The organism is Tissierella sp. P1, from assembly GCF_002266425.1.
GTDB lineage: Bacteria > Bacillota > Clostridia > Tissierellales > Tissierellaceae > Tissierella > Tissierella carlieri.
Map to the genome: position 1 here is coordinate 43,075 of NZ_NPMN01000022.1, position 14,875 is coordinate 57,949.

General features: G+C 33.0%; 14 protein-coding genes, 1 pseudogene and 1 riboswitch. Of the genes and pseudogenes, 14 read left to right on the top strand and 1 reads right to left on the bottom strand.

Features of this window, described 5'->3' with window-relative positions:
* The first annotated feature begins 58 nt into the window (after positions 1–58).
* From CIW83_RS15310 to CIW83_RS15365, 12 genes and pseudogenes are all read left to right on the top strand, one after another.
* On the top strand, positions 59–763 hold the full coding sequence (locus CIW83_RS15310) for a PrsW family intramembrane metalloprotease (protein ID WP_094902775.1): 705 nt from the start codon (positions 59–61) through the stop codon (positions 761–763).
* 99 nt (positions 764–862) lie between these two features.
* The gene (locus tag CIW83_RS15315) at positions 863–2,104 is read left to right on the top strand and encodes a CapA family protein (RefSeq protein ID WP_094902777.1); all 1,242 of its coding nucleotides are present in this window, start codon (positions 863–865) and stop codon (positions 2,102–2,104) included.
* 113 nt (positions 2,105–2,217) lie between these two features.
* The gene (cdaA, locus tag CIW83_RS15320) at positions 2,218–3,051 is read left to right on the top strand and encodes a diadenylate cyclase CdaA (protein WP_094902779.1); all 834 of its coding nucleotides are present in this window, start codon (positions 2,218–2,220) and stop codon (positions 3,049–3,051) included.
* A complete protein-coding gene (locus CIW83_RS15325; protein ID WP_094902781.1) occupies positions 3,032–4,252 on the top strand; it encodes a YbbR-like domain-containing protein in 1,221 nt (406 codons plus the stop codon). The genes cdaA and CIW83_RS15325 overlap by 20 nt, the downstream gene beginning before the upstream one ends.
* Before the next feature lie 11 nt (positions 4,253–4,263).
* Positions 4,264–5,355, top strand: a complete 1,092-nt coding sequence (buk, locus tag CIW83_RS15330; RefSeq protein WP_094902783.1) for a butyrate kinase — start codon at positions 4,264–4,266, stop codon at positions 5,353–5,355.
* On the top strand, positions 5,348–6,250 hold the full coding sequence (locus CIW83_RS15335; RefSeq protein ID WP_094902785.1) for a phosphate butyryltransferase: 903 nt from the start codon (positions 5,348–5,350) through the stop codon (positions 6,248–6,250). Before buk (CIW83_RS15330) ends, CIW83_RS15335 begins: the two co-directional genes overlap by 8 nt.
* Before the next feature lie 10 nt (positions 6,251–6,260).
* Positions 6,261–7,328: a butyrate kinase gene (buk, locus tag CIW83_RS15340; protein WP_094902787.1), complete on the top strand. Its 1,068-nt coding sequence runs from the start codon at positions 6,261–6,263 to the stop codon at positions 7,326–7,328.
* Between the two features lie 12 nt (positions 7,329–7,340).
* Positions 7,341–8,015 (top strand): ATP-binding protein, encoded by a 675-nt coding sequence (locus CIW83_RS15345; RefSeq protein ID WP_094902835.1) that lies wholly within the window; start codon positions 7,341–7,343, stop codon positions 8,013–8,015.
* 21 nt (positions 8,016–8,036) lie between these two features.
* Positions 8,037–8,252 (top strand): 4Fe-4S binding protein, encoded by a 216-nt coding sequence (locus tag CIW83_RS15350; RefSeq protein WP_094902789.1) that lies wholly within the window; start codon positions 8,037–8,039, stop codon positions 8,250–8,252.
* Between the two features lie 38 nt (positions 8,253–8,290).
* A pseudogene (locus CIW83_RS15355) lies at positions 8,291–9,336 on the top strand (3-methyl-2-oxobutanoate dehydrogenase subunit VorB).
* Positions 9,336–10,082, top strand: a complete 747-nt coding sequence (locus tag CIW83_RS15360) for a thiamine pyrophosphate-dependent enzyme (RefSeq protein WP_094902791.1) — start codon at positions 9,336–9,338, stop codon at positions 10,080–10,082. Before CIW83_RS15355 ends, CIW83_RS15360 begins: the two are co-directional and overlap by 1 nt.
* Before the next feature lies 1 nt (position 10,083).
* Complete coding sequence (locus tag CIW83_RS15365; protein WP_094902793.1) at positions 10,084–10,644, top strand: 2-oxoacid:acceptor oxidoreductase family protein; 561 nt, start codon at positions 10,084–10,086, stop codon at positions 10,642–10,644.
* 48 nt (positions 10,645–10,692) lie between these two features.
* Here the strand turns inward: CIW83_RS15365 and CIW83_RS15370 are convergent, their stop codons facing one another.
* Positions 10,693–11,577 (bottom strand): CsxC family protein, encoded by an 885-nt coding sequence (locus tag CIW83_RS15370; RefSeq protein WP_201259925.1) that lies wholly within the window; start codon positions 11,575–11,577, stop codon positions 10,693–10,695.
* Positions 11,578–11,760: 183 nt separating this feature from the next.
* A riboswitch (cyclic di-AMP (ydaO/yuaA leader) is annotated at positions 11,761–11,889 on the top strand.
* Between the two features lie 88 nt (positions 11,890–11,977).
* Here CIW83_RS15370 and CIW83_RS15380 point away from each other — a divergent pair.
* Positions 11,978–13,093 carry an NAD/NADP octopine/nopaline dehydrogenase family protein gene (locus tag CIW83_RS15380; RefSeq protein ID WP_094902797.1) on the top strand — a complete coding sequence of 372 codons (1,116 nt, stop codon included), beginning with the start codon at positions 11,978–11,980 and terminating at the stop codon, positions 13,091–13,093.
* Positions 13,093–14,736 (top strand): cobalamin B12-binding domain-containing protein, encoded by a 1,644-nt coding sequence (locus CIW83_RS15385; protein WP_143598572.1) that lies wholly within the window; start codon positions 13,093–13,095, stop codon positions 14,734–14,736. Before CIW83_RS15380 ends, CIW83_RS15385 begins: the two co-directional genes overlap by 1 nt.
* Positions 14,737–14,875: the final 139 nt, after the last annotated feature.

Here is a 14,875-nt window from a genome sequence, read left to right on the forward strand (position 1 = left end):
GGGTTTATTTTTTTATGTTTTTGGGAAACTATAAGAAAAGACATAAGGAGGTAATGTTTTGGAACTTAGACTTTTAATTATAGCAGTGATACCTGCTATAATCATAATCGCAGGCATATATTTATCTGATAGACATGATAGAGAGCCTCTAAGGGTTTTACTATTTACCTATATTTTAGGAGCATTAACAGTAATTCCTTCAGTTATAGTTGAAGAGATTTTAATCGCATTTAATATATTTCCTGGCGTATTAGGTGCTTTTTATAATGCTTTCCTAGTTGCAGGATTTACAGAAGAATTTTTTAAAAGACTAGTAGTATTAAAATATCCCTATAAAACAAAGTTTTTTAATGAGAAATTAGACGGTATAGTTTATTGTGTATTTGCAACTATGGGTTTTGCTACTGTAGAAAATATAATTTATGTTGCATATAGATATACTAATAATCCTTTTATTGGGCTATATAGAGGAATATTTTCAGTACCAGCCCATGCTGTTTTTGGTATAACTATGGGATATTATCTATCCTTAGCTAAATTTGACACGAATATAGATAGAAAAAGAATGAATATGAGAAAATCTTTGTATATGCCTATTATTATGCATGGGATGTTTGACTTTATACTGATGGCAGAAATACCTCAGCTTACAATGGTTTTTGTTCCATATGTAATATTTTTGTGGATATTAAATCAAAGAAAATTAGCAAATTTTATGTATGATTCAAAGTCTAGAGTAATAGGTTTAAAGAGAAAAGAATAATAATATTGTATAAAATATTAACAAAGTATAAAATAAAGGTAGAGATATCTCTACCTTTAGAGCAAAAGGACAAGCTATTGATATATTAGGGGGAATACTGTGAGAAAAAAACATAACATAATTATAATATTTTTGATTCTAGCATTTTGCTTACTAGGATTTATGGGAGCAGCGGCTTATATGAAGTTCAAATCTGCAGAAACAAATATAACAAGTGAATACATAGAAGCAGACAAAGAAATAGACGAGGAAAAATCTGTAATTAAAAATTTAGATGATATTACTGAGGTTATTGAGGAGCCCAGGATATCTACTATAAATCTTCTAGCTGTTGGAGATATAATGTTCCACTCACCACAATATAAAGCAGCCTTCAACAAAGAAACTCTAAGCTACGATTTTACTTCTACATTTAGACATATAAAGAAATATGTTGAGAAAGCCAATATAGCATTAGGAAATTTTGAAACTGTTACTGCGGGGGAAGAAATTCCTTTTTCTGGCTTTCCTCGATTTAATACACCAAAGGAATCTCTTTTAGCCTTAAAGGAGACAGGCTTTGATATACTTGCTACGGCCAATAATCATTGCTTAGATCATGGAAAGACAGGATTAATTAGGACTATAGATAATATAAATGAGTATGGAATGAAAAATATAGGGACATATAAAGAACCAAATAATAATATTCTTATAGAGGAGATAGAGAATATAAGAATAGGATTCCTTTCCTATACCTATGGTTTAAATGGTATGGATTCTACTTTAACAGGGGAAGAATTATCATATATGGTAAATAGAATAGATGAAGAGAAAATAAAAAGAGATATTGAAAAGGCAAGATCTTCAGATATTGATTTAATAGTAGTATTTATTCACTGGGGGAATGAATATCAAAGAGAGCCTTCCAGCTATCAGATAGAGTTAGGTGAAAAAATGGTAGAATGGGGTGCAAATATTATATTAGGTAGCCATCCCCATGTAATACAAAGATCTCAAATAATTAATAGGGATGGAAAAGACAATTTTATAATCTATTCTATGGGAAATTTTTTATCAAATCAGAGAAAAGAAACTATGGATAATTCTTATACTGAAGATGGAGTAATGATAAATTTAGAGATAGAAAAAGATTTTTCTTCTCAAGAAACAGTAATTAAAAATATACAGTATATACCGACTTGGGTCTATAAATACAGAGAGAATAATAAATTGTTTTTCGAAATTCTGCCCATTGATGATTATATTAATGGAGAGTTGAATGTGAGTATAGTAGATTCTTTAAAAGGAAGACTCAAGAAGTCATATGATGATACTATGAGCAAGATGATTGAAAATTAACGATTTTCAGAATTGAGTTAAATTTATTATATTCAATTTATTAGTTCAATTAATGGAACAGTTATTATATAATAGGAATAGAAGTGAAAATACGATAAAAGGCGTGGTAAACCTTGGAACTTATTAATAGAATATTTTCAGGCATTAGAATAAGGGACATAATTGATATTATCATTGTGGCAGCTGTTTTTTATAAGATATTTAAATTAATTAGAGAGACTAGGGCGGAACAATTAACTAAAGGTATTTTTGCATTATTTGTATTTGCTAAACTTAGTGGTTTATTACAGCTATATACTATAAATTGGATATTAGAAAATGCCATGACTGTTGGAGTTCTTGCTATTCTAATAGTCTTTCAGCCTGAGCTTAGGCGTGGATTGGAGTATATTGGTAGATCCAGATTTTTTACAAAATCTCTACTAGAAATAAAGGGAGAGAGCTTATCTAAGACTGTAGATGAAATAGTTGAAGCTTGTGCATCTTTATCTAGACAAAAGATTGGAGCATTGATTGTTTTAGAAAGAGAAACAGGATTAAATGAGGTTGCCGATACCGGAACTAAGATTAATGGTATGGTATCCAGTAATCTACTTATCAATATATTTATTCCAAATACACCATTACATGATGGAGCAGTGATTATAAAAGAAGATATGATTAAAGCAGCTGCTTGTTTTTTACCTCTTACAGACAATATGAATATAAGTAAGGAATTAGGTACAAGGCATAGAGCTGCACTAGGTATATCGGAAAGATCTGATAGTTTAGCTATAATAGTTTCAGAAGAAACGGGTTCTATTTCTATAGCTGAAAATGGAACTATAGCAAGACATTTAGATTCTAAGACATTAAAACAAATATTAACAGATATGTATAAGCCAAAGGATTCAACACAAACATTTATGACTAAATGGAGGCGAAAAGATGAGCAAGGAGAAGAGTGATTTAACCCTAAAAATCTTTTCTGTTATTATAGCTATTGTTTTGTGGAGCTATGTTACTAGTGAAAGCGAAGTTAATCCAGATATATCTAAGGAATATAGAAATATTCCGGTAACTTATACCAATAAAACCGCATTAGATAGACAAGACCTAGTAATTATGGAACCAGAGGAAGCAACAGTTTCTGTGAAAGTTACAGGTAAAAAATCTGATATGGCTAAATTTTCACGAGAATTTATAAAAGCTGAGGTAGATTTATCAGGATATAGTGAAGGTCAAGTAAAAGTACCAATAAATATAAGTTTAGACCAATCAAGTAATATAAAAATAGTTGGACGTGAACCAGAGAATGTTCTATTTACGTTTGATAAGATAATAACTAAGACACAATCTGTAACTGTAAAGACCAAGGGCAATCTTGATCCTAATTATGTATTAGGGGATATATTAACAAAAACTCAATCTGTTTTATTGAAGGGACCTAGGTCTTTGGTAAATAAAGTAGCGGATGTAGTAGCAGTTGTAGATATAAGTGGTAGAAAAGAAAATATTAATGTTACAGAGCCTATAAAATTAATAGATGATGAAAAAAATGATGTTAGAGGAGTAGAATATGAACCAAGTGTAGTGGATGTGAGTATCCCAGTGTTTAGGATAGTAACTGTGCCTATTGAACTTAATTTGCAAACAGAGCCACCAGAAAACTATGAAATTACTAGCATTACAATAAATCCAAATAAGATAACACTCAAGGGTGGAAATGATATAGCAAACTTGACATTTATTCAAACTAAGCCGGTGGATATAAATTATCTAATGGAAAATGCAGATGTTCCAGTTGAGTTAGATCTTCCAGAAAATGTTTCTCTATTAAATCCAAATGAGAAGGTAACAATTTCTTTAAAAATAGAAGAAAATTTTACTAAGTCCTTTGAATATACCTTAGATGAAGTGGATATTAGAAATTTAGATGGTGAATTAACTATTGATAAAGACGATCATTCAAAGACTGTACAGGTTTTAGCAAAAGGTAGTAAAGAAGCAATTGAAAATTTAACTAAAGAAGACTTAATACCATATCTAGATTTTAATATGCTTGATGAAGGAATTCATAAAGTATACTTAAATTTTACGGCACCAATAGGAATTACAATTAAAGAAATATCACCACAACCTATTGAATTAAAAATAATTAATCACTAAGGGGGAAAAGTATGGAAAGAAATTTCGTTCTGGCAATTAATCCAGGATCCACCTCTACAAAGGTATCTATATTTGAAAGAGAGCAGGAAATTAAAACTTTCAAAATAGATCATAGAAAAGAGGATTTAGAGAATTATAAAAAAATAGCTGATCAATATGAATATAGGTTAAGATTAATAAAAGATTGGCTAGAAGCAGAAAATATATCAACTGATTCTCTTATAGCAATAGTTGGTAGGGGTGGACTATTAAGATCAATGCCCGGAGGTACCTACTCTGTAACCGACGCAATGATTGAAGATTTAAAAGTTGGGATACAGGGAGAACATGCTTCTAACCTTGGTGGTATGTTAGCTAAGGGACTAGCAGATTTAAAAAATATACCATCTTATATAGTAGACCCAGTGGCAGTAGATGAATTTCACGATATAGCTAGAATATCTGGTCTAAAGGAAATTCCAAGGAAATCTCTAGTTCATGCATTGAATATTAAGGCTGTATCACACAGAAGGGCTAAAGAATTAAATAAGAATTTTGAAGACTTAAATTTAGTGGTAGCTCACTTAGGCGGTGGAATATCTATTGCGGCAGTTGAAAAGGGCAAGATTATAGATGTTAACAATGCAAAGGAAATGGGCCCATTTTCTCCGGATAGAGCAGGTACTCTACCTGTGGGAGATTTAGTTAAATTATGTTATTCAGGAAAATATACATTAAATGAGATGAAGACTATGCTGCAAGGAGAAGGTGGACTTTTCTCATATTTAGATACTATGGATGGACGAGAAGTGGAAGAAAGGATAAAGAATGGCGATAATTATGCAAGGCTTATCTATGATGCAATGGCATATCAAATAGGGAAAGAAATAGGCTCCTATGCAACAGTGCTTTATGGACATATAGATAATATTATATTGACAGGTGGATTATCCTATTCTAACTACTTAGTTGATAGAATAAAAGAGATGATAGACTTTATATCTGAAGTCATAGTATATCCTGGAGAAGATGAAATGGAAGCACTAAACAAAGGTGCACAAAGAGTAATCAATGGAGAAGAAAGAGCAAAAATATATGAAGATGAGGTGAGTATAAGTGGCTAAATCATTTGAAAATCTGTTAGAATTGGCCCAAAAGAGAGGGCCAAAGAAAGTATCAGTAGCCGTTGCACAAGATAAGGATGTTTTATCTGCAGTAAAAAATGCAGCCGAATTAAAGATAGCCGAGCCTATATTAGTGGGAGATAAAGAAAAAATATTGGCTATTGGGAAGGAAATCCACTTTGATTTATCAGGTATAGAAATAATCCATGAAGAAGATGGTGCTACGGCTTGTAGGATAGCAACAGAATTAGTAAGTAGTGGGAAAGCTGATGTTTTGATGAAGGGACTTATAGATACTTCTGTAATAATGAAACAGGTATTAGATAGTGAGATTGGACTTAGGACAGGCAATGTAATATCCCATGTGGCAGTTTTTGATGTTCCAACTTATCATAAGGTTTTTATTGTAACTGATGCAGCTATGAATATAGCTCCTAATCTTGAGCAAAAGAAAGAAATAATTGAAAATGCAGTAGTATTAGCACAATCTTTAGATATAGAAAGACCAAAAGTAGCAGTTTTGGCAGCAAAAGAAAAAGTATCTCCTAAGATGGAAGCTACTGTTCATGCAAAGGAATTAGCTGATATGAACAAAAATGGAGAAATCCTAGGATGCTTAGTAGATGGACCTTTTGCATTAGATAATGCTGTGTCAAAAGAATCAGCAATATTAAAAGGAATTGATAGTGAAGTTGCAGGAGATGCAGACATACTTCTTGCTCCGGATATTGAAGCTGGTAATGTACTATATAAATGTTTATCATTTTTAGCAAATGCAAAATCAGCAGGACTTATTGTGGGCACAAAGGCACCAATAGTACTTACATCAAGAGCTGATAATGAAGAATCAAAATTAAATTCAATTGCTTTAGCAGTGCTTATGGCTTCAAGATAGGAGGGGGAAAATGACTAGATTATTAATTATAAATCCAGGTTCTACATCAACAAAAATAGCAGTTTTTGACGATGAAAAAAGTATATTTGAGGAAACTCTTCGCCATTCAGTAGAGGAAATTTCTGCTTTCAACAAGATTTATGATCAATATGAATTCAGAAAGAATATTATAGTGGAAGCATTGAAGAAGAATGATATTTCCATAGAATCTCTTGATGGAGTAATAGGTAGGGGTGGACTTCTCAAGCCTATAGAAGGGGGTACTTATGAAGTAAATGACAGCATGTTGGAGGATTTAAAGGTTGGATATTTAGGGGAACATGCCTCAAACCTGGGAGGAATCATAGCTTATGAAATAGTTAAGGAAATAAATAAAAAGTCCTTTATAGTAGACCCAGTAGTAGTAGATGAAATGCAAGATGTAGCCAGAGTATCAGGATTGAAAGAAATAGAAAGAAAGAGTATATTTCATGCATTAAATCAAAAAGCAGTAGCAAGAAGACATGCTAATAAACTAGGAAAGAAATATGAAGAATTAAACCTAATAGTTGCTCATTTAGGCGGAGGGATTTCAGTAGGTGCTCATGAAAAAGGCAAGGTAATAGATGTAGCAAATGCATTAGATGGCGAAGGACCATTTTCACCGGAAAGATCAGGTTCTCTTCCAGTAGGAGATTTAGTAAAACTTTGCTATTCAGGAAAATATTCTTTAGATGAAATGAAGAAGATGATAAAAGGAAATGGTGGAATAGTATCTTATCTAAATACTAATGATGCAAGAGAAGTTGGACAAAGAATAAAAGATGGTGATGAATATGCGGAGCTAGTATACAAAGCTATGGCTTATCAGGTAGCAAAGGAAATTGGAACCTGTGCAGCAGTATTAAAAGGAAAGGTTGATGGAATCCTCGTTACAGGTGGTATTGCCTATGATAAGGAGTTCACGTCATGGATAGAGGAAAGAGTTAAATTTATCTGTGATGTAACCGTATATCCGGGAGAAGATGAACTTATGGCATTAGCTGAAGGTGGACTTCGTGTCTTAAGAGGAGAAGAGGAAGCAAAAGTTTATAAATAGGACTTGGTGATTATGCTAAATGATAAGAGGATAAGAATTATAATAGGACACTATGGATCAGGAAAGTCTGAATTTAGTGTGAATTATGCTGTGAAACTAGCACAGCTAGGTAGAAAAGTTGCATTAGCCGATTTAGATATAGTAAATATGTATTTTAGATCTAGAGAGAAAGCACTAGAGATGGAGGGTGTTGGTATAAAAGTAATTGGCAGCCAGATAAATGCACCTGCCATAGAAGTGCCATCAATATCTGCAGAAGTCTATACACCATTACAGGATGAATCCTATGATTTAATATTAGATGTAGGTGGAGATCAAGTAGGAGCAAGGGCCCTAGGGAGATATGTAGACTATTTCCAAGAAGGGAATTATGATATGTTTTTTGTTTTAAATGCAAATCGCCCTGAAACTCAAACTGTAGAAAAGGTGCTAGAATATATGATAAAGATTCAAGATGTATCAAGGGCTAAAATAACAGGAATTGTGAACAATACACATTTATTAAAAAGTACAACTCGTGATGATGTACTAAGAGGTCAAAAATTAGCTTTAGAGGTTCAAGAAAAAACCGGTATAAAGCTAAGATATATATCTGTATTAGAAGATATAATCCCAAGCCTTCCTAAAGACTTAGAAGGCGAAATATTCCCCATAAAGTTATTTATGAGGGATGAATGGATGCTATAACAATAAAGGAGGGTAAAAAGAATGGCTAAAGGAAAGGTAACATTTAAGGAAGACATCTGTAAAGGATGTGCACTATGTACCACTGTTTGTCCTGTAAAAATACTTACAATGGACAAAACTAAAATAAATGCTAAGGGTTATCATCCAGCTACAACAACAGACCCAGAAAAATGCATTGGTTGTGCCAATTGTGCCACAATCTGTCCAGATGTAGTTATTACTGTAGAACGAGTTTAATATATTTTAAGGAGGGTTTTAAAATGGCAAAAGTTCTCATGAAAGGGAATGAGGCTATAGGAGCAGCAGCTATTGCAGCAGGTTGTAAATACTTTTTTGGTTATCCTATAACTCCCCAATCTGAATTACCAGAATATATGTCAAGAGAGTTACCAAAGGTAGGCGGAGTATTTTTACAAGCAGAATCAGAGGTAGCAGCTATAAATATGGTTTATGGTGCAGCAGGAGCAGGTGCAAGAGTTATGACATCTTCATCAAGCCTGGAATGTCATTAAAACAGGAAGGTATATCATATATTGCTGGTGCAGAATTGCCTTGTCTATTAGTTAATATAATGAGAGGTGGACCAGGTCTAGGAAGTATTCAACCTTCACAAACTGATTATTTTCAAGCAACTAGAGGTGGTGGAAATGGAGACTATAGAATGGTTGTATTTGCTCCATCAGATGTTCAGGAACTAGTTGATTTAATAATAGAAGGATTTGATATAGCAGACCAATATAGAAATCCAGTTATGGTTGTTGGTGATGGTATGATTGGACAAATGATGGAACCAGTTGAATTTAAAACTCCAATAAAAAGAGAATTACCAGAGAAAGATTGGGCTACAGTAGGTACAGGTGGTAATAGAAAGCCAAATATAATTAATTCTTTATATATAGCACCAGAAGATCTTGAAGCTCATAATATTAAACTTCAAGCTAAATATCAAAAAATAAAAGAAAATGAAGCAAGAGTTGAATCATATAAAATAGAAGATGCAGATGTAGTTATAGCAGCTTATGGAACTACAGCAAGAATTGCAAAAACAGCAATAGCAAAACTAGAAAAAGAAGGATATAAGGTTGGACTTATTAGACCTATTACTTTATGGCCATATCCATACGATGAATTTAAGAAAATAAATCCAAATTGTAAAGGTGTACTTACAGTTGAAATGAATAATGGACAAATGGTAGATGATGTTAAAATAGCAGTTGAGGGCAAATTCCCAGTATCTTTCTATGGGAGAACTGGTGGAATGGTTCCTACGCCAGATGCAATAATTGAACACGTTAAGAAAATCTCTGGAGGTGAAAGATAATGACTATAGTTTTTGAAAAGACTAAAGGTTTAACAGATGTACAAACCCACTATTGTCCGGGATGTACCCATGGAATCATCCATAGATTAGTAGGAGAAGCATTGGTAGAATTAGGAGTATTGGATAATGCTATAGGAGTTGCACCAGTAGGTTGTTCAGTATTTGCATATAATTATTTTAATTGTGATATGCAACAAGCAGCTCATGGTAGAGCACCAGCAGTAGCTACAGGGATAAAAAGAGTTCATCCAGAGAAATTTGTATTTACTTATCAAGGAGATGGAGACTTAGCTTCCATCGGTACAGCAGAAATAGTTCATGCTGCCCATAGAGGAGAGAAAATCTCTACAATATTTGTTAACAATGCTATATATGGTATGACAGGTGGCCAAATGGCACCTACAACTCTTATAGGACAAAAGGCTACAACAGCTCCATTAGGAAGAACTGAAGAACATAGTGGTAGACCTATAAAGATATCTGAGATGCTAGCTACAATTCACGGTGCAAAATTTGTAGAAAGGGTGGCAGTAAATACGCCTGCAAATATAAGAAAAGCGAAAAAAGCAATAAAGGAATGCTTCCAGTTACAACTTGATGGAAAAGGATTTGGAATAGTAGAAGTATTATCTACATGTCCTACTAACTGGGGATTAACTGCTCCTGAAGCAATGAAATGGTTAGAGGAAAATATGATACCTTATTATCCTCTTGGAAATTTTAGAAGACCAGAGGAGGTTGAATAAAATGGAAGAAAGAATAGTAATAGCTGGCTTTGGCGGACAAGGTGTAATGGCATTAGGTCAACTTTTGACATATTCAGGTATGATAGAAGATAAAAAAGTATCTTGGTTACCATCCTATGGTCCAGAGATGAGAGGAGGAACTGCAAACTGTAATGTTATTATATCATCAGATGCAGTAGGTTCTCCAGTTGTTATAGATTCAACTTCAGCTATTGTAATGAATAGACCGTCTTTAGATAAATTTGAAAATCTAGTAGTACCAGGAGGAAAGCTATTTATAAATACATCTTTAATAGATAGAAAATGTCCAAGAGAAGATATAGAAGTGTATTATATTCCAGCTAATGAAATAGCTAATGAACTTGGAAACTCAAGGGTAGCTAATATGGTAATGCTAGGAGCATTTCTTGAAGCTACAAAAGCAGTAGAAGTGGATTCAGTACTTAACAAAGCATTTACAGCAGTATTTGGAGAGAATAGAGCTCATTTAATGCCAATTAACAAAGAAGCATTAGAAAAAGGGGCAGAATTAGCAAAAGAACAAATGAAAGCTATAATATAATATAGACCAGCCTTTAAAGCTGGTCTATATTATATTATAACATGAAATTTATTTTTCTTCTGCTGTTGAGAAACAATGAGGAGGTCTAGAAGTACCTCCTGTTGTTGGAGGGATCTCCACTTGTCTATTTTGTAAAATTTTAACTGTAAGTTCTATAACCATTTTTTCTTCTATTTTGTGGAAGAATTTTTCCTCAAATGGAAACTCGGAATCATAAGGACGATGACGACCAATGAATTCGTCAAATTCAAAAATTCTTGCACTAATTAATTCACAGAATGGAAGTTCATTGAAATTCTCAACTATAATTTGATTAAATTCGGAGAAGTCTCCTGATAATAATTTATCTTTTTCAGCAAAGTGTTTATGTGGTAAATCACTTACTTTAAAGAATTCAAATTCTGCACTAGAGTTTACCGCAAGTTCTGCCGGTGGTGTAGAGAAAGTAACAGGTGTAGAGCATTCAAAAGGAACATCTATTGTGCAATGGTGTAGTTCTCCGCATACTCCTTCCATATTTGCGCATTTTCCTGTAGAATAGTCAATGTTTTTACGAACAAATCCTTTAATAAATAAAACATTGGTAGGTTGCAGCAAAGTACATTGAGTGATCTTTACTTTTTTCTTTATATTCTTAATTTCAAGGGCTAGTTCTGGCAGCTTAATCAATGCGTTAACATTGAATTGTATAGTTAATTCAGCTAACACTACTGGAATTTTAGCAGTAACGCCGGTTGTTATTCCAGTCGGGGTAACTGGAGTATTAGCACAGCTATCTAAAACATTACTTTTAACATCAACACAAAAATTTTGATGTTTTGAGTTAGTATTACATTCAGGAACTGAAGGTTTGCTATTACATTTTGATTGACCATGGCTACTATCAAAGACTCGTATATTACTAATATTTGTATTTCCTATTGCATTGTACATACTTTGTTTCCTCCTTAATATTATTTAGATGTGATATTTTTATGTCTGTCCATACTACAATATATTCCTAAAATTTAATTAGGTGATAATATTTATTAAAAAGAAAATAAAATCATAAAAAAAATGTCATAAAATAATTTTTGTAAAAATAATCATAATATGGTATAATATTTCTAGTTTCGAAAAGAATAATCGCTGAATTCGCTTTTGAAGCGGGGGAACCAATATTTTGGGGTGAATCCTTTAGAGGACGGGCATAACCCTTTAGCCCGAACCCGACAGCTAACCTCGTAAGCGTATTAAAGGGGGCATGAAATTGTACTGATTTCAGACTATGGTTGCCCATAGTTTTTTTTGTCCCTCCAAATCGGTTGACATAAAAAATGAGAGGAGAGATATAATGATGGGATTGAACTTTAGTATTATTGGTGCTGGAAATGGCGGTATGGCTATGGCTGGTTATTTAGCCATTATGGGATATAAGGTGAACCTATATAATAGAACCTTAGAAAACATAATACCTCTAATAAAAAATCCAATGATATCTTTAACAGGTGAAAAAAAAGGAACAGGGGTATTAAATAGAGTAACAAATATAATGAAGGATGCCATAGAAGGAGCAGATATAATTATGGTAACAGTTCCTGCCATAGGACATTATCAGATGGCAGTAGAGATGGCACCATATTTGAAAGATGGTCAAATAATAGTACTTAACCCTGGGCGTACAGGAGGAGCTTTAGAAGTATATGAGACAATAAGAAAACATAAATGTGATAAAGACGTAATTGTTGCAGAAGCTCAGACTTTTATATATGCTTGTAGAACTACCTCAAGTAATAGTGCACATATTTTCCAAGTAAAAAATGAAGTGACCATAGCTGCCATACCTTCATCTAAGACAAATCATGTTATTAATCTACTAAAATTTGCTTATCCACAATTTATTCAAGCCAAAGATGTTTTAGAAACAAGTATAAATAATTACGGAGCAATTTTCCATCCAGCACCAACACTATTGAATAGCGGTCATATTGAAAGAGGGGCGCCTTTTGAATATTATACAGAAGGAATAACTCCATCTATAGGAGATTTTATAGAAAAGATGGATCAGGAGAGAATGGAAATAGGAAAAGCTCTTCAGATAAATACCTTATCGGCTAAAGATTGGCTATACGAATCCTATGGCGCAAGAGGAAAAAATCTATATGAAACAGTACAGAATAATCCGGCATATAAAGGCCTTCAAGCACCAAAGGGTCTGTCCATTAGATATATATATGAGGATGTGCCATATAGTTTAATACCAATGTCTTCCATAGCTAGAGAACTAGGGATTAAAACACCAGCTATTAACTCAATTATAAATATTTCAGAATTAATTACTGGAAAAGATTTTTATGCGGAGGGTAGAACAATAGAAAGATTAGGTCTTAAAGGTTTATCAGTACATGAAATGCATAAAATTGCACAAATAGGCAAAATAGATAAAAAAGATGAGGAAGGTGTTGCTTAGTGAAAAAGATTATTGCAGGTACTTTAGGTAATTGTGTTCATGTAGCAGGAATAATGAACTATCTAAATTTAGCTGAAAAAGAGAACTATGGCACTGACTTTATTGGAATAGGGAAGTCGGTAGATGAAATAATAATGCTAATTAATGAAAAAAAGCCTAATATAGTGGCTTTATCCTATAGATTAACACCTGAACCACTTCATAAAATTTTAGAGGAATTGAAGGATAAAATAAATAAGAATAGTGTTAAGAATATAATTTGGCTATTTGGAGGGACAGAGCCAACAGCCTTAGTAGCAAAAGAATGGGGAATATTTGATAAAATATTTGATGGTACAGAAGATATCGACGAAGTTATAGCATATTTAAAAGGAAAAAATTATTCTGGAGAAGAGTCCTATCCAAGAGAACTGATATCCAGAATAAAGTCTAAATATCCATATCCAATATTAAGACATCACTTAGGATTGCCTACCATAGAGGAAACTGTAGAAGCTATAGAAAAGGTGGCAGAAGCAAGAGTAATAGATATAATATCAGTTGCACCAGATCAAAATGCCCAAGAATTTTTCTTTGATCAAGAAAATATGGATGAAAGATTAAATGGTGCAGGAGGAGTGCCACTTAGGTCTAAAGAAGATTTTAGGAAGCTTTACAAAGCAGCAGAGAGAGGTAACTTCCCACTATTACGTTCCTATAGCGGAACCAAAAATATAGTTCAATTTGCAGAAGTGCTAAAGGAAAGCATAGATAATGCTTGGTGTGCAGTTCCACTATTTTGGTATAGTGAATTAGATAAGAGAGGACCTAGAACTCTATTAGATGCCATAAGAGAAAATCAGCTAGTGATGAAATGGCATGGAGAAAGAAATATACCTGTGGAAGTAAATGATCCACATCATTGGGGATTAAGAGATGCTCACGATGCTATAGGTGTTGCAGTAGCATATATAGCTGCATATAATGCAAAAAAAATGGGTGTAAAAGATTACATTGCTCAATATATGTTTAATGTACCAGCATCGATTTCACCTGAAATGGATTTGGGAAAGATGCTGGCAAAGATAGAACTAGTAGAAAGCCTTATAGATGAAAATTTCAAAGTATATCGTCAAGCAAGGGCAGGCCTTGCCAGTTTCCCAGCAAACCTATATCAAGCTAAAGGACAATTAGCAGCATCAGCGTATCTAGCCATGTCAATTAAACCTCATATTTATCATGTTGTTGGATTTTGCGAAGCTCATCATGCAGCTAGATCGGAGGATATAATAGAGTCGGCTATGATAGTAAGAGGAATACTCAAAAATGAATTCTTAGGTTCAGTGGATATGACAAAGGATAAAAATGTAGTTGAAAGAAAAAATGCTTTAATAGAAGATGCAAAGATAATAATAGAGAGCATTAAATCATTAAATTTAAACTTAGAAAATCCATTAACAGATCCAGAAACTTTAACAGAAGCGGTGAGAATTGGAATATTAGATGCACCACATTTGCAAGGATCGCAAATAGCTAAGGGACAGTTGAAAACAAGAATGGTCAGTGGTGGATTATATGCTTATGATGAGAAACAAAAGAAGATAATTACAGAAAAAGAAAGAATTAATTTGCTCCTAAAAGAAGCAGGATATTTACAGATATAAAAATTAATAAAGAATGAATAAAGGAACTAAGAATATGGTTTAGTTGTTTTACTATATTAATTAAAATATTCTTATAAATAAGATTCAAAATATGTAGTTATAAATATATTAATTAAATATTTAATACGATAAAAAATAC

What these genes read in the sequence shown, in the direction of transcription:
- CIW83_RS15325 (WP_094902781.1), top strand. Translation starts at nt 3,032, where the DNA reads ATGAGCAAGGAGAAGAGTGATTTAACCCTAAAAATCTTTTCTGTTATT.
- buk (WP_094902783.1), top strand. Translation starts at nt 4,264, where the DNA reads ATGGAAAGAAATTTCGTTCTGGCAATTAATCCAGGATCCACCTCTACA.
- buk (WP_094902787.1), top strand. Translation starts at nt 6,261, where the DNA reads ATGACTAGATTATTAATTATAAATCCAGGTTCTACATCAACAAAAATA.
- CIW83_RS15345 (WP_094902835.1), top strand. Translation starts at nt 7,341, where the DNA reads ATGCTAAATGATAAGAGGATAAGAATTATAATAGGACACTATGGATCA.
- CIW83_RS15350 (WP_094902789.1), top strand. Translation starts at nt 8,037, where the DNA reads ATGGCTAAAGGAAAGGTAACATTTAAGGAAGACATCTGTAAAGGATGT.
- CIW83_RS15360 (WP_094902791.1), top strand. Translation starts at nt 9,336, where the DNA reads ATGACTATAGTTTTTGAAAAGACTAAAGGTTTAACAGATGTACAAACC.
- CIW83_RS15365 (WP_094902793.1), top strand. Translation starts at nt 10,084, where the DNA reads ATGGAAGAAAGAATAGTAATAGCTGGCTTTGGCGGACAAGGTGTAATG.
- CIW83_RS15370 (WP_201259925.1), bottom strand. Translation starts at nt 11,577, where the DNA reads ATGTACAATGCAATAGGAAATACAAATATTAGTAATATACGAGTCTTT.
- CIW83_RS15380 (WP_094902797.1), top strand. Translation starts at nt 11,978, where the DNA reads ATGATGGGATTGAACTTTAGTATTATTGGTGCTGGAAATGGCGGTATG.